General features: G+C 59.6%; 24 protein-coding genes. 19 read left to right on the top strand and 5 right to left on the bottom strand.

The genetic code is table 11. The annotated features are described in order from the left end of the window. Positions 1–43 precede the first annotated feature (43 nt). Positions 44–973, bottom strand: a complete 930-nt coding sequence (locus HWX34_RS15080; RefSeq protein WP_178973010.1) for an exopolyphosphatase — start codon at positions 971–973, stop codon at positions 44–46. Positions 974–1,063: 90 nt separating this feature from the next. Beyond that, the gene (locus tag HWX34_RS15075; RefSeq protein ID WP_178973009.1) at positions 1,064–1,654 is read right to left on the bottom strand and encodes a YigZ family protein; all 591 of its coding nucleotides are present in this window, start codon (positions 1,652–1,654) and stop codon (positions 1,064–1,066) included. 96 nt (positions 1,655–1,750) lie between these two features. On the opposite strand from HWX34_RS15075, the gene HWX34_RS21370 reads away from it, so the two are divergent. The 15 genes from HWX34_RS21370 to HWX34_RS15005 all read left to right on the top strand — a co-directional run bounded on the left by HWX34_RS21370 (position 1,751) and on the right by HWX34_RS15005 (position 12,909). Next, a complete protein-coding gene (locus HWX34_RS21370; RefSeq protein WP_255496988.1) occupies positions 1,751–1,879 on the top strand; it encodes a hypothetical protein in 129 nt (42 codons plus the stop codon). A gap of 67 nt (positions 1,880–1,946) precedes the next feature. Beyond that, positions 1,947–2,387, top strand: a complete 441-nt coding sequence (locus HWX34_RS15070) for an NfeD family protein (RefSeq protein ID WP_178973008.1) — start codon at positions 1,947–1,949, stop codon at positions 2,385–2,387. 2 nt (positions 2,388–2,389) lie between these two features. After that, complete coding sequence (locus HWX34_RS15065; RefSeq protein WP_178973007.1) at positions 2,390–3,331, top strand: SPFH domain-containing protein; 942 nt, start codon at positions 2,390–2,392, stop codon at positions 3,329–3,331. A 68-nt stretch (positions 3,332–3,399) separates the two neighbouring features. After that, positions 3,400–3,933 (top strand): septation protein A, encoded by a 534-nt coding sequence (locus HWX34_RS15060; protein WP_178973006.1) that lies wholly within the window; start codon positions 3,400–3,402, stop codon positions 3,931–3,933. Beyond that, positions 3,933–4,235, top strand: a complete 303-nt coding sequence (locus tag HWX34_RS15055; RefSeq protein WP_178973005.1) for a YciI family protein — start codon at positions 3,933–3,935, stop codon at positions 4,233–4,235. The genes HWX34_RS15060 and HWX34_RS15055 overlap by 1 nt, the downstream gene beginning before the upstream one ends. Then, positions 4,232–4,498, top strand: coding sequence for a BolA family transcriptional regulator (locus HWX34_RS15050; RefSeq protein WP_178973004.1), 267 nt, complete (start codon positions 4,232–4,234; stop codon positions 4,496–4,498). Before HWX34_RS15055 ends, HWX34_RS15050 begins: the two co-directional genes overlap by 4 nt. A 19-nt stretch (positions 4,499–4,517) precedes the next feature. Next, a complete protein-coding gene (locus HWX34_RS15045) occupies positions 4,518–5,306 on the top strand; it encodes a peptidyl-prolyl cis-trans isomerase (RefSeq protein WP_045845119.1) in 789 nt (262 codons plus the stop codon). Positions 5,307–5,338: 32 nt separating this feature from the next. Next, a complete protein-coding gene (locus HWX34_RS15040; RefSeq protein WP_178973003.1) occupies positions 5,339–6,121 on the top strand; it encodes a peptidylprolyl isomerase in 783 nt (260 codons plus the stop codon). A 332-nt stretch (positions 6,122–6,453) separates the two neighbouring features. After that, complete coding sequence (locus HWX34_RS15035; protein ID WP_178973002.1) at positions 6,454–7,062, top strand: CDP-alcohol phosphatidyltransferase family protein; 609 nt, start codon at positions 6,454–6,456, stop codon at positions 7,060–7,062. Beyond that, the gene (locus tag HWX34_RS15030; RefSeq protein WP_178973001.1) at positions 7,055–8,002 is read left to right on the top strand and encodes a phosphatidate cytidylyltransferase; all 948 of its coding nucleotides are present in this window, start codon (positions 7,055–7,057) and stop codon (positions 8,000–8,002) included. Before HWX34_RS15035 ends, HWX34_RS15030 begins: the two co-directional genes overlap by 8 nt. 7 nt (positions 8,003–8,009) lie before the next feature. Continuing rightward, positions 8,010–8,663 (top strand): 1-acyl-sn-glycerol-3-phosphate acyltransferase, encoded by a 654-nt coding sequence (locus HWX34_RS15025; protein WP_178973000.1) that lies wholly within the window; start codon positions 8,010–8,012, stop codon positions 8,661–8,663. Positions 8,664–8,687: 24 nt separating this feature from the next. Next, positions 8,688–10,478, top strand: coding sequence for a bifunctional alpha/beta hydrolase/class I SAM-dependent methyltransferase (locus HWX34_RS15020; protein WP_178972999.1), 1,791 nt, complete (start codon positions 8,688–8,690; stop codon positions 10,476–10,478). Next, a complete protein-coding gene (locus HWX34_RS15015) occupies positions 10,475–11,803 on the top strand; it encodes a phosphatase PAP2/dual specificity phosphatase family protein (RefSeq protein WP_178972998.1) in 1,329 nt (442 codons plus the stop codon). Before HWX34_RS15020 ends, HWX34_RS15015 begins: the two co-directional genes overlap by 4 nt. Continuing rightward, entirely contained in the window at positions 11,793–12,182 is a 390-nt protein-coding gene (locus HWX34_RS15010; protein WP_178972997.1) for a hypothetical protein, read from the top strand. Before HWX34_RS15015 ends, HWX34_RS15010 begins: the two co-directional genes overlap by 11 nt. A gap of 49 nt (positions 12,183–12,231) precedes the next feature. Next, positions 12,232–12,909: a LysE family translocator gene (locus tag HWX34_RS15005; protein WP_370459758.1), complete on the top strand. Its 678-nt coding sequence runs from the start codon at positions 12,232–12,234 to the stop codon at positions 12,907–12,909. Between the two features lies 1 nt (position 12,910). Here HWX34_RS15005 and HWX34_RS15000 read toward each other — a convergent pair whose 3' ends face one another. From HWX34_RS15000 to HWX34_RS14990, 3 genes are read right to left on the bottom strand one after another with little or no spacing between them, the layout of a single operon-like run. Then, complete coding sequence (locus tag HWX34_RS15000) at positions 12,911–13,765, bottom strand: AraC family transcriptional regulator (RefSeq protein WP_178972996.1); 855 nt, start codon at positions 13,763–13,765, stop codon at positions 12,911–12,913. A 54-nt stretch (positions 13,766–13,819) separates the two neighbouring features. Next, complete coding sequence (locus tag HWX34_RS14995; protein WP_255496978.1) at positions 13,820–16,321, bottom strand: EAL domain-containing protein; 2,502 nt, start codon at positions 16,319–16,321, stop codon at positions 13,820–13,822. Between the two features lie 28 nt (positions 16,322–16,349). Then, positions 16,350–16,667, bottom strand: coding sequence for a hypothetical protein (locus HWX34_RS14990; RefSeq protein ID WP_178972995.1), 318 nt, complete (start codon positions 16,665–16,667; stop codon positions 16,350–16,352). Here HWX34_RS14990 and HWX34_RS14985 point away from each other — a divergent pair. From HWX34_RS14985 to HWX34_RS14970, 4 genes are all read left to right on the top strand, one after another. Next, positions 16,666–17,790 (top strand): hydrogenase small subunit, encoded by a 1,125-nt coding sequence (locus HWX34_RS14985; protein ID WP_178972994.1) that lies wholly within the window; start codon positions 16,666–16,668, stop codon positions 17,788–17,790. The genes HWX34_RS14990 and HWX34_RS14985 overlap by 2 nt on opposite strands. Continuing rightward, positions 17,790–19,580, top strand: coding sequence for a nickel-dependent hydrogenase large subunit (locus HWX34_RS14980; protein WP_178972993.1), 1,791 nt, complete (start codon positions 17,790–17,792; stop codon positions 19,578–19,580). Before HWX34_RS14985 ends, HWX34_RS14980 begins: the two co-directional genes overlap by 1 nt. 195 nt (positions 19,581–19,775) lie before the next feature. Beyond that, complete coding sequence (gene cybH, locus HWX34_RS14975) at positions 19,776–20,483, top strand: Ni/Fe-hydrogenase, b-type cytochrome subunit (RefSeq protein ID WP_178972992.1); 708 nt, start codon at positions 19,776–19,778, stop codon at positions 20,481–20,483. A 182-nt stretch (positions 20,484–20,665) separates the two neighbouring features. Beyond that, on the top strand, positions 20,666–20,953 hold the full coding sequence (locus HWX34_RS14970) for a HigA family addiction module antitoxin (RefSeq protein ID WP_178972991.1): 288 nt from the start codon (positions 20,666–20,668) through the stop codon (positions 20,951–20,953). Positions 20,954–21,323: the final 370 nt, after the last annotated feature.

The following is a 21,323-nucleotide window of genomic DNA, read 5'->3' as shown; positions in this document are numbered from 1 at the left end:
AGAAAGCCGCCAATATGGCGGCTTTTTCATGGTTCGGGAGACATCAACCCTGCGCGCGGATACGCGAAATCAGCTCGTCGCGAATGTCTTCGTATTGATCCACACTCACCTGGCACGTCCCGGCGGCTTCATGGCCACCGCCGCCGTATTGCAACATCAACGCGCCTACATTGGTACGGCTGCTGCGGTCGATGATGGATTTCCCGGTGGCAAACACGATATTCTGCTTGTTCAGGCCCCACATCATGTGGATGGAAATATTGCACTCCGGGTACATGGCGTACACCAGGAAGCGATTGGCCGGATAAATGGTTTCTTCCAGCAGCAGGTTCAACAACACCAGATTGCCATGCACCTTGGCACAGCGTGTTATCTGTTCGCGCGCCTGATCCTGATACTGCATGTACAGGTCCACCCGCTCCTTTACATCCGGCAAGGCCAGGATTTCCTCGATGCTATGGTCGCGGCAATAGCCGATCAAATCCATCATCAGCTGATAATTGCTGACGGTGAAATTGCGGAAGCGGCCAAGACCGGTTCGGGCATCCATCAGGTAATTGAGCAAGACCCAACCAGTGGGGTTGAGAATTTCCTCGCGGCTGAACTGGGCAGAGTCGGCCTTGTCCACCGCAGCCATCATTTCGTCGCTGATACGCGGGAAGGCCTGCTTGCCACCAAAGTGGTCGTACACCACGCGTGCAGCGGAGGGCGCGGCCGGGTCGATGATGTGATTGGCATGCTGCTCGTTACGCAGGGTTTCGGAAAAATGATGGTCGAAGGCCAGGTAGGCACCCGGCACATACGGCAGGTTGGTGGTGATGTCCCGCTCGGTGATTTCAATCTTGCCATCCTGCATGTCCTTGGGATGGACAAACTTGATGTCATTCACCATACCCAGCTCATTCAACAGCACGGCACACACCAGGCCGTCAAAATCACTGCGCGTTACCAGACGGTATTGCTGCTGCGACATGTCATTCTCCCCGCTTGGCCAGAAACCCCGGCCTGAATACTGTGATGGTCCGCGACACCGGAAGATGCAGACGCCACTCCGGTGGCGAGATTAATTTTCGTGCGTCATGAAATATACCTCACCGGCCATCAGATCGTGCAAGCGCATTTGCAGACTGGTGCACTGGCTTTGAGGCAGGCTGAGGGTCAGTTCCACCTCTTCACCATAGTCGGCAGACAACACCGTAATCTGCAGGGTTTCACAATGGCGGCGAAAGCGTGCCTCGTCAGCAAAGGCAACACGGGCGCGGCATTGTGTCACCACCACCACCGGCACCGCTTGCGCTTGCAGCAGCGCCTGGTTCAAAACCTGGGTATAAGCCCGTACCAGGCCGCCCGCACCCAGCTTGACGCCACCAAAATAGCGCACCACCACCGCCAGCACATGATGCAATTGCTTGTGCATGAGTACGTTATACATGGGACGGGCCGCCGTGCCGGAAGGCTCGCCGTCGTCATCCAGCATGGAGTCGCCATCTACCAGCAGCACCGCGCAGTAATGGCGGGCATCGGGATAGCGGGCACGCAGTGCCAACAGATGCTGCATCGCTTCTTCACGCTGGGAAACCGGATACACAAAGGCAAGAAAACGACTCTTCTTGATTTCGATTTCTGCAGCAACAGGGGCTGCCAGTTGAAACATTTATACCTGTCCTGAAGTCTTAGTTATTCGCGCATGGTAGCGTAGCTTTGCCACCAACGTGCGCCATTACCCGTTCTACATTCCAGGAGTCATGCAATGAACCTGCTACTGATCAGCCTGACCCTGCTGCTGGAAGCCTGCTGGCTGGCACTGGAAAAGTTCTGGCTTGATCCAGCGCAAGCTGGCGCTTTGCGGGCCACCCTTCCCGACCCGGACCACTGCTGAAAGCAGTTGTCTTGGACCCGTTTCGGCATGAGAATGCCTAATCTTTCGTCATGAAAGCAGGCTAACCTTGACTCCTACCCTGTGGCTGATTGGCGCCTTACTGGCGCTGATGGCCGAATTCATGTCCGGCACTTTCTACTTGTTGGTGATATCAGTGGCACTGGCAGCCGGTGGCGTCGCCAGCCTGCTGGGGGGCAGTGAAGCCTTGTGCTGGACACTGGCCAGCCTGGGCGGCATTGCCGGTGTAGTAGCGGTAAGCCGCTGGCGCAAACGCCAGCCGCCTGCTGCGCTGCCAAGTAACGCAGTGCCAGACGACCCGGACATCGGCCAGCTGGTGCGCGTAATCAGCCGGATCGACAAGCAAAACCTGCGTGTGCATTATCGCGGTACCGAATGGCAGGCCCGCCAGCAAGATGGCAGTGCGCTGGCGCCGGGTGACAACGCAGCCATATCCGGCCGCGACGGCAATGTGCTGCTCCTTACCACTCCACAACAAGAAAGCCGCTAATCATGGAATTCGTCGTCGTCCTGTTTGCCGCCGTGGTGATCTTCATCATCAAATCGGTCAAGGTGGTGCCACAACAGCATGCCTATATCGTGGAGCGGCTGGGCCGCTATCACGCCACCCTGACACCCGGGCTGAACATTCTCATCCCCTTCATCGACCGGCTGGCCTACAAGCACAGCCTGAAGGAAGTACCGCTGGATGTCCCCAGCCAGATCTGCATCACCCGCGACAATACCCAGCTGAAAGTGGACGGCATCCTGTATTTCCAGGTAACCGACCCGCAACGCGCTTCCTACGGCACCAGCGACTACCTGCTGGCCATCACCCAGCTGTCGCAAACCACCTTGCGCTCGGTGATAGGTAAGATGGAACTGGACAAGACCTTCGAAGAGCGTGATGAAATCAACCAGATCGTGGTGGCCTCGCTGGATGAAGCCGCCATCAACTGGGGCGTGAAGGTGTTGCGCTATGAAATCAAGGATCTGGTGCCACCACAGGACATTCTGCACTCCATGCAGGCGCAGATTACCGCCGAGCGCGAAAAGCGCGCCCGTATTGCCCAGTCCGAAGGCGTGAAGATGGAACAGATCAACCTGGCCAACGGTGCGCGGGAAGCGGCCATCCAGAAATCCCAGGGTGAAATGCAGGCCACCATCAACAATTCCGAAGGCAACAAGCAGGCTGCCATCAACAAGGCACAGGGCGAGGCCGAGGCGCTGCGACTGGTGGCCGATGCCACCGCCGACGCAGTGCGGCGTGTGGCAGAATCCATCAAGGTGGAAGGCGGTATGGAGGCGGTCAACCTGAAAGTGGCCGAGCAATACGTGGCGGCTTTTGCCCAGCTGGCCAAGCAGAACAACACCGTCATCCTGCCGGCCAATGTGGCTGATGTCAGCGCACTGGTGGCCACAGCGCTCAGCGTGGTAAAACAAAGCAATCGTTAACACTTATGCCATGCGGGCAGCCTGCTTCTGTCTTGTATAACAGACAGGCTGCCCCCATAATCAGCCGCATGAAATTCTTATCCGACTTCCTTCCGGTAGCCCTGTTCTTCGGCAGTTACCTGATTACCCACGACATGTTCCTGGCCACCAAGGTTCTGGTGGCAGCCACCGCCCTGCTGTTTGCCTGGACCTGGTTCAAGCACCGCAAGGTGGACGCCATGCAATGGATCAACCTGATCCTCAGCGTGGTGCTGGGTGCGGCTACCGTGATTTCCCACAATGATCTGTTCATCATCTGGAAATTCACCGTGCTGTACTGGCTGATGGCCATCGCCCTGATCATCAGTGACTTCATGGGCAAGAACGGCTTGAAACTGCTGATGGGTGAACAAATTCAGCTGCCGCAAGCCATCTGGCGCAAGCTGGCCTATGCCTGGGCCGTGTTTTTTGCCTCCATGGGCGCCCTCAATCTGTATGTGGCCTTCAATTTCAGCCGCGAAATCTGGCTGAGCTTCAAACTGTTTGGCAGTCTGGGCCTGATGGTAGTGTTCGTCATTGCGCAAAGCCTGTTCCTGTCCAAATACATCGAGGAAAAGAAATAATGCTGTATATCATCAGCGGCCAGGACAATCCCGGCTCCCTGGAAAAGCGCCTTGCCGCACGCCCGGAACATCTGGCCCGCCTGTCCGCCCTGCAAGAGCAAGGCCGCCTGGTGCTGGCTGGCCCCTGCCCCGCCATCGACAGCGTCGACCCTGGCAGTGCTGGCTTTACCGGCAGCCTGATCGTGGCTGAATTTGCCAGTCTGGAAGAAGCCCGCAACTGGGCCGACGCCGACCCCTATGTCGCCGCTGGCGTTTACGCCGCAGTAGAGGTAAAGCCCTTCCGCAAGGTATTCCCGGCATGAGCGATACCGTCGCGCTGCTGCAGGCAGCCTTGCAGCAGCTGGCCCCGGAACATCTGGAAATCCATGACGACAGCGCGGCACATGCCGGCCATGCCGGTGCGCGTTCGGGCGGCGGTCATTACGATGTCCTGATTGTCTCCAGCCGCTTTGCCGGTCTGAACAGCGTCGCCCGTCACCGCCTGGTCTATGCGACGCTGGGCGATCTGATGAAAACCCGGGTGCATGCGCTGGCCATCCGCGCACTGACACCTGAAGAACTTTGATTCCGAGGAAGAACAGTCAATGAAAAAGAACCACATCGCAGCCTTGCTGCTGGCTGCAACCATCAGCGTTCCGGCCCTGGCCGAATCCATTGCCACCGTCAATGGCAAATCCATCGACAAGACCGACCTGGACAACGCAGTGGCCGTTGTCGTGCAAAACAGCAATGGCAATGTGCAGGACTCCCCGGCATTGCGCCAGCAGGTGAAGGACACCCTGATCAACCGTGAAGTGATTCTGCAGGAAGCGCAGAACCGCAAGCTGGACCAGCAACCGGCCTTCATCAAGCGCATGGAAGAAGTGCGTCAGGACATGCTGCGTGAAGCGCTGTTTGCCGACCTGGTAAAGAACATCCCGATCACTGATGCCCAGCTGCAAGAACGCTACAACCAGACCCAGAGCAAGTTTGCCGGTACCAAGGACATTCACGCCCGCCAGATTACCGTCGGCAGCGAAGCCGATGCGCTGAAGATCATCGACAGCCTGAAAAAGGGTGCCAAGTTCGACGAACTGGCCAAAACCCGCTCGCTGGACCCGGCAGCCAAGCAAAATGGCGGCGACATGGGCTGGGGTAATCTGGCGCGCATGGAGCCGCAACTGGCTGACATCCTGAAAGACCTGAAAAAAGGCCAGTTCAGCAGCAAGCCGATGCAGACCCGCGTAGGCTGGATCATCTTCAAGGTAGAGGACATCCGTGATGCCAAACTGCCGCCGCTGGCTGAAGTGAAACCGCAAATCGAGCGTCAGCTGCAGGAAGAAGCCATTGCCAAGGCAGTGGATGATTTGCGCAGCAAGGCGAAAATCCAGTAACACCACCCCGTCGTAACAACAGGAAATTGAACATGCGCAAGACTTTGCTGGCAAGCGCCCTGCTGGCCGCCCTGAGCACCACTGCCGTCCTCGCTGCCGGCCCGTCCGTGAATGGCAATGAAATCTCCCAGGCACGTATCGACGCCGTGGTACAGATGATGGCCTCCCAAGGCCAGGCTGCCGATGACAAGACCAAGGACATGGTGAAGGATCAACTGATCACCGCCGAAGTACTGCGTCAGGAAGCCGTGAAAAAGGGCCTGGACAAGACCCCGGAATTCAAGGCTGAACTGCAGAACATGGAAGCCATGGCCCTGGCCAACCGCGTGATCCGCGACTTCCAGAAAGCCAACCCGGTAACGGATGAGCAACTGAAAGCCGAATACGACAAGCTGGTTGCCTCGGTACCGGAAACCAAGCAATACCACGCCCGCCACATCCTGGTAAGCAGCGAAGCCGAAGCCAAGGCCGTGATCGAAGCCCTGCGCAAGGGCAAGGCATTCGACCAACTGGCCAAGGAAAAGTCCAAGGATCCGGGCAGCAAGGGTAACGGTGGCGATCTGGGCTGGCAGGAAGCTGGCACTTTCGTGCCGGAATTCTCTGACGCCATGGCCAAGCTGAGCAAGGGCCAGGTTACTGCCAAGCCGGTGAAAACCCAGTTTGGCTGGCACGTGATCAAGCTGGACGACGTCCGCACCGAACGCAATGTGCCGTCGCTGGACGATGCCCGTCCGCAGCTGACCCAGCGCATCATGGGCGCCCGCATTGAGAAATTCGTGGGCGACCTGAAAGCCCAGGCCAAGATCCAGCAGTAACACCCAGCCCTCTGGCAGACAAAAAGGGATGCTACGGCATCCCTTTTTTCTTGCCTGCGCGCCCGATGATTCGGCCCCATGCCCGACAGCACGCAAGCACCCACTGTCGCCTCCGCTCCCCCATCCGTGCAGTAACACCTGTGACGATTTCACCGGGCAAGCCGGCCCGGTGCGCCAATACATTGCATTGACTTGCCGCCCCAGCCGTCTGGTCTAAGTAAAAACCACAAAATACCGCGATCATTTGCCCCTGCTGGCTGCGACTGTCAAAATCCGTTTGTCATCATTTCTTTCCTGCGAGCAGGGTGGCCTGCCGCAACCATCCACTTTCCATGCCAAGTATTTACGATCTCAAATCCCGCTTTCAAAACTTGCTGCGCCCGCTGTTGAAATCCCTGGTCCGTGGCGGCGTCACTGCCAATCAGGTCACACTGAGTGCCATGCTGGGCTCCATCACCTACGGCCTCTGGCTATGGCTGGACTCCTCCCGGCCACTGGTATGGCTGCTGCTGCCCTTGTTTCTGTTCCTGCGCATGGCACTGAACGCCATCGACGGCATGCTGGCGCGTGAATTTGGCCAGCAATCACGTCTTGGCGGCATTCTTAACGAAGTGGGCGATGTAGTCTCCGACGCCGCACTCTATCTTCCCTTTGCCGTGCTGGGCACTCATCCCGTGCTGGTCGTGCTGGCCGTACTGCTGGCGCTGCTGACCGAATTCGTCGGCGTACTCGGGCCCGCGCTTGGCGCGACACGCCGTTACGACGGGCCGATGGGCAAGAGTGATCGCGCCTTCTGGCATGGTGCCTTCGCACTGCTGGTGGGCTTGGTGCCAACCGCCGCCGCATACGCTGACTGGCTGTTTGGCCTCACCGCACTCCTGGTGTTGCTGACTGTATTCAACCGCACCTGCGCCATTCTGAAAGAAAGCTGCCATGTTTAAGTTGTTGTTGCCGCCACCGCTCCTGTGGGCGCTGGGCGGTGTATTTGTCCTGCTGGTGCTGGCCAGTGTTGCTATCCGTGTGCTGGAAGCGCGCAAGCCGGAAAAAAACTGGCTGGAACTGAAACTGCGGATCAAGACCTGGTGGTGGATTGTCGGCTGCTTCTCACTCACCCTGCTGGGCAGCATCCCGCTGGCGCTAGTGGTATTTGCGCTGATCAGCTTCCTGGCGCTCAAGGAATACCTGACGCTGTGCGCCACGCGCACCGCAGACCACGTGGTGCTGTTTTGGGCCTACCTGAGCATTCCGCTGCAGTACTACTGGCTGGGCATTCACTGGTACGGCATGTTCATCATTTTCATCCCGGTTTACATCTTCCTGTTTGTTCCCATGCGCATGGTGCTGATTGGCGAGACCCAGGGTTTTCTTAAAGCGGCGGCCTCGCTGCAATGGGGCCTGATGATCAGCGTGTTCTGTCTGAGCCACATGGCGGCGGTGCTGACCCTGCCGCAACTGACCGGCATCGGCGTACCGGCGCAGGGGGCGATGATGCTGTTTTACCTGGTGGCACTGACTCAGTTGAACGATGTGGCGCAATACCTGTGGGGCAAGTCCTTTGGCAAACGCAAGATTGCCCCCAAGGTATCGCCCAACAAGACCCTGGCAGGACTGCTTGGCGGCGTACTGACCACCGGCCTGCTCGGCTGGCTGCTCGGCCCCTTGCTCACACCGTTCAGCCCGCAGCATGCCGCACTGGCAGGTTTGCTGATCGGCTCCATGGGTTTTATCGGTGACATCGTGATTTCAGCGGTAAAGCGTGACATCGGCGTCAAGGATTCCGGTCGTCTGCTACCGGGCCACGGCGGCATTCTGGACCGCCTGGACTCGCTCACTTATACCGCACCGCTGTTTTTCCACTACGTGCACTACCTGTACTTCTAAGCGCCTTATGAACAAGCTGCTGCGTATTCTCTTTGTCATGCTGCTGGCACGCCCAGTGGTGCGCCTGTGGCTAGGGATGACGGTACGGCATCAGGAACGGCTGCCCACCGCCGGCCCTGCCATCGTCATTGCCAACCATAACAGCCACCTGGACATTCTGGCGCTCTACAGCCTGTTTCCCTTGGGGCTGATACCGCGCGTGCGCCCTGCCGCTGCCGCAGATTACTTTCTGAAAAACAGCTGGATGGCTTGGTTCGCCACCAATGTGGTGGGCATCATCCCGGTGGTGCGCGGCGGCGCTGGTGCTGGCCGGGACCCACTGGCCGGCTGCCGGCAGGCACTGGAAGCGGGCGAAATTCTGGTGCTGTTTCCCGAAGGGACGCGTGGTGAGCCAGAAGCGCTGTCTGAAATCAAATCCGGCATCTGGTACCTGCTACGTGATTTTCCCGACATCCCGGTCGCGCCGGTGTACCTGCACGGCCTGGGCCGGGCGATGGGCCGTGGTCAGTGGCTGCCAGTCCCGTTCTTTGTCGATGTCGCCATAGGACGCTCCCTGTGCTGGCAAGAGAACAAAGACAGCTTCCGGGCACACATTCGCGACACTTTTCTGCAGTTGAAACAGAAAACCCTGCCCGCCGAACCTGGCCCAGACAGCCACTAACAAGAAAACTGAAAGGTCTCTGCCATGCGACAATCCCTGGAATCCAGCTTCACCAGTTTCGATGGACAATCACTGTTCTATCGCCACTGGCCGGCCATCACCGCGCCGGCTCAGCGCGCCATCCTGCTACTACATCGCGGCCACGAACACTCCGGTCGGTTACAACATGTGGTGGACGAACTTGACCTAGCAGATACACCTGTATTTGCCTGGGATGCACGCGGCCACGGCCGCAACGACGGACCGCGTGGCTTCAGTCCCAGCATCGGTACCACGATTCGTGATCTGGAAGAGTTTGTCCGTCATCTGCAAGCGGTGCACGGCGTACGGATTGACCAACTGGTAGTCATTGCGCAAAGCGTGGGCGCGGTAGTGGCGGCGAGCTGGGTGCATGATTACGCGCCACGCCTGCGTGCGCTGATCCTGGCTTCGCCGGCCTTCAAGGTGAAGCTGTACGTGCCTTTCGCTCGCCCCAGCCTGCGCCTGATGCACAAGCTGCGCGGCAATTTCTTCGTCAACTCCTATGTCAAGGCCAAGTTCCTGAGCCACGATGCAGAACGCATCGCATCCTACAACAGCGACCCGCTGATCACCCGGCCCATTTCGGCCAACATCCTGCTAGCCCTTTACGACACCGCCAAGCGCGTTATTGCCGACGCCGGTGCCATTACTGTGCCGACGCAGTTGCTGATCTCAGGCGCGGATTTCGTGGTACACAAGGCACCGCAGGAAACCTTTTTCCAGAATCTGGGCAGCGAATGCAAAGAGCGCCATGAGCTACCGGGGTTCTATCACGACACACTGGGCGAGCGCGACCGCGCACTGGCCTTCGACAAGATTCGCGCCTTCATCCAACGCGTGGAAGCCATCGTAGCCAGACCCTCGCTGCTGGCAGCCGACCAGCACGGCTACACCGCCAAGGAGTTCAATCGCCTGCAACAGCCGCTGCCCGCCCTGTCGCCCAAACGCTGGAATTTCGCCCTCACCCGCCTGACGCTGGCCACGCTGGGCCGGTTGTCAGACGGTATCCGGCTAGGCTGGCAAACCGGTTTCGATTCCGGCAGCATGCTGGACTACGTTTACCGTAACCAAGCCTCCGGCATCACGCCGCTAGGCCGGCTGGGCGACCGCGCCTATCTGGACAGCATAGGCTGGCGCGGCATCCGGCAGCGCAAACTACACCTGCAGGAGCTCATCTCACTGGCCGTCGCGCAACTGGAGCAAACCGGCATGCCGGTACGGCTGGTGGACATCGCCGCCGGCCATGGCCGCTACGTGCTGGATGCACTCTCCCACAACGCCGACCGCGTCGAACACTTGCAACTGCGCGACTACAGCGACATCAACGTCACCGCCGGACGCAAGCTGATTGAGCAACGCGGCTTGCAAGGCAAAGCGCGTTTCGATCAGGGCGATGCCTTCGACGGGGCCGATCTCGCCGCGCTAGAGCCACGCCCCACGCTGGCCATTGTCTCCGGCTTGTATGAACTGTTTCCCGGCAACGCAGGCATTCGCAACTCGCTGGCTGGTCTGGCCGCCGCCGTGCCGGCGGGCGGCTATCTCGTCTACACCAATCAACCCTGGCACCCCCAACTGGAGATGATTGCCCGCACGCTCACCAGCCATCGCGGCGGCAGCGACTGGGTGATGCGACGCCGCACCCAAGAAGAAATGGATCAACTGGTTGCCGCGGCGGGTTTCGAGAAAATCTGCCAGCGCATCGACGAATGGGGCATTTTCAGCGTGGCCATTGCTCGCCGCCTGCCAGCCACACCGCAGCAGAGGCAAACCGTGCAGGAACAAGCCACGGCATGAGCCAGCCAGCCCACCGTCGCTTGTGGCCCGAAGCCCTGCTGTGGCTGGCGCTGCTGGGCCCTGCTTTCTTCTTGCTGTACGGGGCGGCCAATCACTACGCCGCCAGTCTGCCGCCATCGGCAGTCGGCAATATCGCCATGGACTGGGAGCGGCGCATCCCGCTGTGGCCGTGGACCATCCTGCCCTACTGGAGCATCGACCTGCTCTACGGCCTCTCACTGTTCATTTGCACCAGCCGGGAGGAGTTGCGTCGACATGCGTTGCGGCTGTTGAGCGTCACCGTGCTCTCCTGCCTGCTGTTTGCGCTGTTTCCTCTGCGCTTTGGCTTTGAGCGCCCGCCGCTGGACGGATGGGCTGGCCAGTTATTCACCCTGCTGGCTGGCTTTGACAAGCCCTTCAATCAGGCACCTTCGCTGCATATCAGCCTGCTGACGGTGTTGTGGCTACGCTATGCAGTGCACACGCCGCAGCGTTGGCGCTGGCTGTTGCATGGCTGGTTCACACTGATCGGCATATCGGTACTGACCACCTGGCAGCATCACTTTCTCGACATCCCCACCGGTTTCGCCCTGGGCATCGCAGTATGCTATCTGCTCCCCATGCCACTGCCGCCTTATAGCCGGGTGGCTGATATCGAACAAACACACCGCCGGCAGTTGAGCAGGCGTTATGCACTGGGCGGGCTGGCGCTGACTCTGGCCGCCATTTGGCTTGGCGGCTGGTACTGGCTGCTGCTTTGGCCGGCACTGAGCCTGATCGTGCTGGCAGTCGGCTATGGCTGCCATGATGCCAGGGTATGGCAAAAAGTCGCCGGCCGGCACAGGCTGCCCGCACGCTGCCTGTTTCTGCCATTGACGCTGTTCATGCGGCAGATACATACCCGGCTGTTACGAGGACATTCACATGCCAGTTTGATTACAGACGATGTCTGGATAGGGCCAGCTATTGCTGCCCGTGAAACATGCTTTCGCAGCGTGCTGGATCTGGCGGCGGAATACTGCCGTCAGGCACATCCGGCAGCGCACTATGTGGACTTGCCGCTGCTGGATTTAGTCCTGCCCGATCGAGCCGGGATGCACCATGCAGTCGCACAGTTGGAAACCTTGCGGCATTCTCACCCAGGCCCGGTCCTTGTCCATTGCGCACTGGGTATGAGCCGCAGTGCGGCCGTGATCATGGTCTGGCTGGTGATGACGGGACGTTGTAGCGATCTGGCGCAGGCCAAAGAAATCTTGCAGGCCCGGGGCCGCAAGATTGTGCTGTCACCGCAGCAATGGCGCTGGATCGATAGTTGTTGCACCGTGGGAGCCGGTCATGATGCCTGAGACAGCAACCCTCCGCCTGCATGCCGCGGCCTTACGCAGCACCCGCTGGCTGCTCTGGCCGGGCCCCTGCCTGCTACTGCTGGCCAGTCTTCATGCTGGAGAATGGCAGCTACAAACCGCTTCCGCTCTGGCCATGCTGTTGCAAAGCTGGTTCTGCTGGCGCTTGCAATTGGATGCTGCGCTACTGGCAGCACTCGAAAATTCCCCTTCACTGACAGTGCTGGATGACACCATTAAGGGCTTGTTTGGCAAAGCCGCAGCACGACGTGACTTTGCGCAAAGACAACAAGGCATGCGACGCTTGTTGATCCGCTTCTTCATGACAACAGCCTTGTGCTGGATACTGGCCATCTGCGCCATCATGCTTTCCATGGCCTAGCGGAATGGCATCCTTCTGCTCACCATCCCGGTCGCGGAGGGTGTGGCAAGTGGCAAGCCCACCGTACAAATGGGTGATTTTGTTCAATACCGTCCAGGCCGGGCGGCCTATCTTCGACCACTCTTCCCACCCGTCGAGGATAGACATGCAAGTCCTGCTCTCCATGGCCGCCTTTGCGCTGGCCGCCTCCATCTCCCCTGGCCCGGTGAATATCGTGGCATTCGGCTGTGGCGTCAGCCATGGTTTTGTCCCCAGCCTGCGCCATGTCAGCGGTGCCACCATCGGCTTTACCGCCCTGTTCCTGCTGACCGGGCTGGGCCTTGCCGAACTGCTGGACGGGCTGCCTGCCGCTGCCCGGCTGATCCAGTATGCCGGCGTGGCATTTCTGCTCTACCTTGCCTGGCAACTGGCCAGCGATAACGGGGAACTCGGCGCAACGCGCCAACGCCCCTCCTTCCGGCATGGCGCACTGATGCAATGGCTGAACCCCAAGGCCTGGCTGGCCTCTCTGGCTGGCATGGGGGCGTTTGCCAGTCATGGCGAGCCGCAGCTGATCTGGCAGTTCACCGCCATTTACTTTGTCATCTGCTACCTGTCGATTGCCTGCTGGGCCTGGGCGGGTGCTCGCCTGCAAGGTCTGCTGCGCCACCCGCCACGTATGCGGCTGTTCAACCGGCTGCTGGCCTTGCTGCTGGCTGGCAGCGCGCTCTACTTGCTACTGGAGTGATTCAGCCGCTGCTGCGACAGTACTGACCGGGCGTAGCCGCCACCAGCCGCTTGAAGGTGCGCTGGAAGTGGGCCTGGTCGGCAAAGCCCAGGGTCTGCGCGACCTGGGCGATGGACTGGCCACTGCGCAGCAGTGTCTTGCCGCGCCGGATGCGCCGGTCCAGCAGATATTCATGCGGCGTCATGTGATAACGCTGGCGGAAGGCGCGTATCAGATAAGAAGCAGACAAGGAGGACGCGGCGCAGATGTCTTCCAGCCGCAGGTCTGACACGTATTGATCGTCAATGAACTCAGCCACCCGTTGCAGCCGCTTATGCTGCGCTGTGCTGTCCGGCGTCACTGTTTGCAAGCGGCTGTGCAACTGAGCGAAGAAGCTCGTAGCCGCCTCCTGCTTGCCAAGCAGGGCCATATCCGTTGCCCGGCACGTCGCCACCAGTTGCTGTAGCTGGCCAAACAGGCGTGCATCTTCGCTCAAACGCGGAGAAAAACAGTGGAAATCCTGATTGGCACTCAGCCCGAGTTCGACTTGCAGCTGAGCAAGCCAGGCGGTATCCACATACAGCATGTGGTAGGACCACGCCTGATTGGCAATCGGATTGCAGGCATGCACCTCACCCGGATTCATCAGCACCACGCTGCCATGTGCCACCTGATAGCGGTCTTGCAGACTCAGATAGTGGCTGACACCGCCGGTGATGGCACCAATGGAAAAATGCTCGTGCGAGTGACGGGCGTAACACACCTGCCGACCGTCCTGTACGGTACGGATTTCCAGGAAAGGCAAGGCCGGGTCACGCCAGAACAAGGGCTGTGCGAGGCTGGAGTCAGAAGAAGGCGTGGCTGCTGAACGAGACATTCGAGCAGCATATCGCAGCCACTGCCGTCATGCCAGCCCGGCCAGCGAGGGTGTTTAGCCCTGCTGTGCGCGCAGCAGGCTTTCAAACACAGCGGCAGGCACCGGCTTGCTGAACAGATAACCCTGCCCGCAATCACAGCCCTGCTCCACCAGGAAGTGACGCTGCTCATCCAGCTCCACCCCTTCGGCCACCAGGTCCAGCCCCAGGCTGCGGGCAATGGAAATGATGGCCTGGGTGATGGCGGCATCGTCCCGGTCCTGATGCAGGTCCATGATGAAGCTCTGATCAATCTTCAAACCGCGAACCGGCAGGCGCTTGAGGTAGGACAGGCTGGAATAGCCGGTGCCGAAGTCGTCAATCGACAGGTAAATGCCCAGCGCCTGCAGGCGGTGCAATACCTCCACCATGCCGCTGTCTTCATCCATGGCCACGCTTTCGGTGATTTCCAGCTCCAGCGCGCTGCTGGGCAGGCCATGGCGTTCCAGTGCCTGGGCCACGGTATCGACAATGCTGGAATACTTCAGCTGCCGACCAGATACATTCACCGCAATACGCCCCTGCAACAGCCCGGCATCACGCCAGCGGCGGGTAGACGCACAGCTGTTATCCAGCACCCATTCACCGATGCTGGTAATCAGCGAACTTTCCTCGGCAATGGGAATGAACTGCGCCGGGGAAATCAGCCCCATGTCCGGATGCTGCCAGCGCAGCAAGGCTTCGCCACCGATGATGCGGCCTGACGACAGTTCCACCTTGGGCTGATACCACACTTCCAGCTCGTCCTGCGCCAGCGCACGGTGCAGGCTGTACTCCATTTTCAGCCGCTCTATCGCCCGGGCATTCATGTCGGCGGTGTAAAACTGGAAATTGTTCTTGCCGCGCTCCTTGGCGCGGTACATGGCGGTGTCGGCATTCACCAGCAAGGCATCGGCCATGGCACCGTCTTCCGGGAACATGCTGATGCCGATACTGGCCGAAATGAACACGCCCTGCCCGGCCACGGTGGATTCGGCCGAGATGGCATCCAGAATGCTCTGCGCCCGACTGGCCACCTGCTGCACGGTGACAATGTTTTCCAGCAGCACGGTGAATTCGTCGCCGGACAATCTGGCCACGGTGGACAGATTGGGCACGATGCGTTGCAGCTCGCTGGCAATGCGCACCAGTAATTCGTCCCCGGCATGATGGCCCAGGGTGTCGTTCACCATCTTGAAGCGGTCCAGGTCGATGAACAGCAAGGCAAAACGGCGATCGAACTGCCGCGCCTGCTCCACCGCCGATTGCAGTTTCTCGATGAACAGGGTGCGGTTGGGCAGGCCGGTCAGCGCATCATGATTGGCCAGGAAGTGCAGGCGCTCTTCAGCCTGCTTGCGCTGGGTAATGTCGGAAAACACGGCCACGTAATGCAGGCATTCGCCACGATCGTCACGGATGGCGGTAATGCTCAGATGCTCGGTATACAGCAGGCCGTTCTTGCGGCGGTTCACCACCTCGCCCTGCCAGGAGCCATCATGTCGCAGGCAGCGCCACAGGTATTCGTAGAATTCCGGCGATTGCTTGCCGGACTTGAGCAAGGCCGGCGTCTTGCCGATGGCCTCCTCGCGCGCATAACCGGTAATGCGGGTAAAAGCCGGGTTGACTGACTGGATGATGCCGCTGCCATCAGTGATGACAATGCCTTCCATGGTGGCTTCAAACACCTTGTCCGCCAGCAGCAGGCTTTGGCGGGATTGCACCAAGGCCTCATCACGCTCGCGCAGCGCGCCATGCAGCTCCAGCAGGAACTCGTGCTCGATGCTCTGGATGATTTCGCGGAAACCGACGATGTGAACCAGACGCTGCTCGGTATCGAATACCGCCAAGTGGCGGATCTGGTGTTGCAGGATGACACGCCGTGCCTGCAACAGGCTGGTGCTGACCGACACGCCAATCACCGGCCGGGTGCAAATCTGCCCGAGGTTCGCATTCACCTTGCCGCTGGCCACCAGGCCCACCACATCCCGCTGGGTGAGAATGCCGTAGCTGCCATCAGGAAACTGCACGCCAAGGGCAGTCAGCTGCTGTTCACGCATGCAGCTCAGGGCTGCGGTCAGGCTGTCATCCGCCTGCAGGATGGCAGCTGGCGGCGCCAGAATGCCATCCAGCCGCTTCAAGCCCAGAAAAGCCTCTGTACCCTGACACAACACCACGTCGGACAGGGAAACCAGGCCGACAATGTCACCATGTTTTTCCACCAGCGCGTGGCGAATACCATTGCTGCGAAAGCGCCCCACCGCATCATGCACACTCATCTGATGAGACAGTGTCACCACCGGCGTACTCATCACCAGGCTGATAGGCTGGCTGCGAGCCACCGGGTCAGCCAGGTCGATAGACAGGGCATCGGTTTCGGTCCAGATGCCCAGGGCGTGCCCGGGCGTATCGAATACCACGATGGAACCACAGCCACTCTCCATCATCATGGCTGCAGCCTGATGCACCGGCGTCTCGGGCGTGCAACTGAGGATATCCGAGGAGGCGATTTGCTCTATGGGCTGCATCAGCGGAGACATCATCCTAGACCTGTAAGCAATTTACTGTTCATTACAGCGGCATTATACATTTTTCACTTAACGCCATAAAACGAATCTGGCCATTTAATTGCAGTAGCCCGGCTACTCGATATTTTCCACTTTGCCGCAAAACTGAAAACAAAGTTTGCAGTACTTTTCTTTGCGCCGATGGCAATTGGCTGATTTTAAAAGACTTGGCACAGCACAGAGCCTGGCACGGAATTTGAAACCCACTGACAGCTTGCAACACCGCCAGCCTGTCCGGACAGACCACGAACAACGCAGATCCGGCACAACAATTAAAACACATCAAATGCCATTTGCATGGCATGGAGGAGCGTAACCACATGGAGACTTTCTATCAAGCCATGCGTCGCCAGGGCGTGACCCGGCGCAGCTTCCTGAAGTTCTGCAGCCTGACCGCCACCTCGCTGGGCCTGGGCTCGGCTTTTGTCCCGCGTATTGCCTATGCACTGGAAACCAAGCCGCGTGTGCCGGTGATCTGGCTGCACGGCCTGGAATGCACCTGCTGTACCGAGTCCTTCATCCGCTCGGCCCACCCGCTGGCCAAAGACGCCATCCTGTCGCTGATCTCGCTGGATTACGACGACACCATCATGGCCGCTGCCGGTCATCAGGCCGAAGCCATCCTGGATGACCTGATCAAGAACCACAAAGGCAATTACATCGTTGCCGTGGAAGGCAACCCGCCGCTCAACGAAGACGGCATGTACTGCTTTCCCGGTGGCGAACCCTTCGTGGAAAAGCTCAAACGCGTATCGGCCGATGCCAAAGCGCTGATCGCCTGGGGTTCCTGTGCCAGCTGGGGCTGTGTGCAGGCCGCCAAACCCAACCCCACCCGCGCCACGCCGGTGCATCAGGTGATTCTGGACAAGCCGGTGATCAAGGTGCCGGGCTGCCCACCGATTCCGGAAGTCATGGCTGCCGTGATTACCTATATGGTGACCTTCGACAAGATTCCGGAACTGGACCGCCAGGGCCGGCCCAAGATGTTCTACGGCCAGCGCATCCATGATAAATGCTATCGCCGTCCGCACTTTGACGCCGGTCAGTTTGTCGAGAGCTGGGACGACGAAGGCGCGCGCAAGGGCTACTGCCTGTACAAGATGGGCTGCAAAGGCCCCACTACCTACAACGCCTGCTCCACCGTGCGCTGGAACGACGGCGTGTCCTTCCCCATCCAGTCCGGTCATGGTTGCATCGGCTGCTCGGAAGAAGGCTTCTGGGACAAGGGCTCCTTCTACGACCGCGTCACTTCCATTCCGCAATTCGGCGTGGAAGCCAATGCCGACAAGATCGGCTTTACCGTGGCCGGCACCGCCGGGGCTGCCATTGCCGCCCATGCCGCGGTCAGCGCCATCAAGAGCACCATGCTGAAAAAGCAGGACCTGCAGCCGCTGGACCCCGCCACATCCGCACAGAATAAAGACAAGAACGAGGAGAAAGTCTGATGTCTTACCAGACCCAAGGTTTTACCCTGGACAATAGCGGCCGCCGCGTGGTGGTGGACCCGGTCACCCGTATCGAAGGCCACCTGCGCTGCGAAGTGAACATCGACAGCAACAACATCATCACCAATGCCGTCTCCACCGGCACCATGTGGCGCGGCCTGGAAGTCATCCTCAAAGGCCGCGACCCGCGTGACGCCTGGGCCTTTGTCGAGCGCATTTGCGGTGTGTGCACCGGCACCCACGCGCTCACATCAGTCCGCGCCGTGGAAGACGCGCTGAAGATCAAGATTCCCGAAAACGCCAACCTGATCCGCAACATCATGCAGGCGGCGCTGTATGTGCACGACCACCTGGTGCACTTCTACCATCTGCACGCGCTGGACTGGGTGGACGTGGTGTCCGCCCTCAAGGCCGACCCGAAAAAAACCAGCGAACTGGCACAAAGCATTTCCGACTGGCCCATGTCCAGCCCCGGTTATTTCCGTGACCTGCAATCGCGGCTGAAGCGCTTTGTCGAATCCGGCCAGCTGGGCCCCTTCCGCAATGGCTATTGGGGTCACCCGGCAATGAAACTGCCGCCGGAAGCCAACCTGATGGCGGTGGCGCACTATCTGGAAGCGCTGGATTTCCAGAAGGAAATCGTCAAGATACACACCATCTTTGGCGGCAAGAACCCCCACCCCAACTGGCTGGTGGGCGGCATGCCCTGCGCCATCAATATCGACGATGTAGGCGCAGTCGGTGCCATCAATATGGAACGGCTGAACCTGGTGTCGCAGATTATCGACCGCACCATCACCTTCTGCGAACAGGTATACATTCCGGACGTCATCGCCATCGGCGGCTTCTACAAGGACTGGGCGGCCATCGGCGGCGGCCTGGCCAGCCAGAGCGTGATGTCCTACGGCGACTTCCCCGACCATGCCAACGACTACAGCGAAAGCAGCCTGCTGCTGCCGCGTGGCGCCATCATCAACGGCAAGTTCAACGAAATTCACCCGATCGACCTGTACGCCCCGGATGAAATCCAGGAATTCGTCACCCACAGCTGGTACAGCTATGGCGACGACAGCAAGGGCCTGCATCCCTTCGATGGCATTACCGCGCCCAAATTCGAGCTGGGTGCCAATCACAAGGGAACCAAGACCCGCATCGAGCAGCTGGACGAATCGGCCAAGTATTCGTGGATCAAGTCGCCGCGCTGGAAGGGCCACGCCATGGAAGTGGGCCCGCTGGCGCGCTACCTGATTGGCTACCACCAGAACAAGCCGGAATTCAAGGAACCGGTGGACAAGCTGCTGCATGCACTGGGCGCACCCAAGGAAGCCTTGTTCTCCACCCTGGGCCGTACCGCCGCCCGTGCGCTGGAGTCGTCCTGGGCTGCCAACAAGATGCGCTACTTCTTCGACCGCCTGATTACCAACATCAAGAACGGCGACACCGCCACCGCCAATGTGGAGAAATGGGACCCGGCCAGCTGGCCCGCCGCTGCCAAGGGTGTGGGCTTCACCGAAGCACCGCGTGGCGCGCTGGGTCACTGGCTGAAGATTGCCGACACCCGTATCGACAGCTACCAGTGCGTGGTACCCACCACCTGGAATGCCGGTCCGCGTGACGCCAAGGGCCAGATCGGCGCTTATGAAGCCTCGCTGATGGGCACCAAGATGGCGGTGCCGGATCAGCCGCTGGAAATCCTGCGCACCCTGCACAGCTTCGACCCCTGCCTTGCCTGCTCCACCCATGTGATTGGCGAGGACGGCGGCGAGCTGGTGAGTGTGAAAGTACGTTGAGTTCGTCGCGCCCGTCCTCCCGGCGGCACCCCCTGCCCGGTGGACAGCACGACGATTGACCAGTCAGCCCCGCCCCGCTCCCCCCGCAGGCGGCGCTGGCGAACTTCCTGATCGTCCGCCACGCTGGCCGGAGTGCCCATCACTCCCGGGATGGCCGGCAGCGTGGCGGTTCGGCGGGAAAACAGGAGATTCAACATGAAAAGCTATGGCTTCGACGGCAACGCCCCACAGGGCCTGGGCCGCAAGGTCACGTCGGTTTATGTCTACGAAGCACCGGTACGCCTGTGGCACTGGGTGACTGTGCTATGCATCATCACCTTGTCCGTTACCGGCTACCTGATTGGCAAGCCCCTGCCCTCGGTACCGGGCGAGGCCACCTTCAACTTCGTCATGGGCTATATCCGCTTTGCCCACTTCACCGCCGGCTACATTCTGGCCATCGGCCTGATCGGCCGGCTGTACTGGGCACTGGTGGGCAATCACCATGCGCGCGAGATCATTCTGGTACCGGTATGGGACCGCGCCTGGTGGAAGGAATTTTTCTTTGAAGTGCGCTGGTATCTGTTTCTGGAGCGCTACCCGAAGAAATACATCGGCCACAACCCGGTCGGACAGATCGCCATGGCCAGCTTCCTGTGGGTGGCCGTCTTCATGTGCTTTACCGGCTTTGCCCTGTATGGTGAGGGCCTGGGCACCAAAAGCTGGGCTTACCAAGGCTTTGGTTGGGTGATTTCCGCCTTTGGCGGTAACAGCCTGACGGTACACAACTGGCACCGGCTGGGCATGTGGTCCATCATTTTGTTCGTGATGATTCACGTGTATGCCGCTATCCGTGAGGACATCATGTCCAAGCAGAGCATGGTGTCGACCATGATCAGCGGTTTCCGCATGTTCAAGGACTAAACCGGGAAAACGTCAGCGACTGCGTTGCGCTGCCTTGCCGTACTCAGCGTACTGTCTGTGTCGGCGCGGCTTGTTGCTGACGTTTTCACTCCCCTGACCAGACCGTGGCATGTGTCGAACCGCCGCCAGCACACGCGGGCGGCAAACCAACGCAGCCCCTAAACGCCATCCCGCACACCGCCATGTCCATCCCGCTCGTCAGTGCCCGCACCCCGCTGCACCCCGGCCGCTTTCTGGATAGCCGCTTTCTTGCGCCATCCGGCATGAGCCAGACCGATGCCGCACGACGACTGGGCATCTCCCGACGACGACTCAACGAACTGATTGCCGGTAAACGCGGCATCAGCCCGGACACCGCCATCCGGCTGGCCTGCTTGTTCGGGCAGGACGCGCAATTCTGGATGGCACTGCAAACCGCCTGGGACCTGGCCCAGGCCCGCCGCCAGCTACGGCAAGCACGCCATCTGTAGACCGAACTTCTATTGCATATAATCGGCCTAGCCGTGATCCTGCTCCAGGCAAGCTACTGACACCTTGGCTCATCAAAGAGCCTTTGGGTTGATCGCTGACGCTCATATCAATGTATTGGCTTTTGACTTTGTAGTCGGCTTGGTTGTGAGCCTTGGTGAAACCGAGAGTGCAGGTGTCCGGCTCGTAGTCAGTCGATACAGTGGTCAGCATAAACAACCGTCAGCGCCATCCGACAGTCACCCCTGCGACTGATTCAATTCAGGCAAGACTAAACAGTGCGCAACTAAAAACTGCATGATAATTCTTAGGAATTTTTATGGATAATCGATAAAAAACTCAGCCATCCCATTTGCATGTCCTGCAGTGACT

Origin of the sequence: Aquitalea sp. LB_tupeE (assembly GCF_013391415.1) — a bacterium.
Classification (GTDB): domain Bacteria; phylum Pseudomonadota; class Gammaproteobacteria; order Burkholderiales; family Chromobacteriaceae; genus Aquitalea.
Note: the sequence above shows the minus strand (reverse complement) of the source record. Positions and strands in the feature narration are given on the sequence as shown.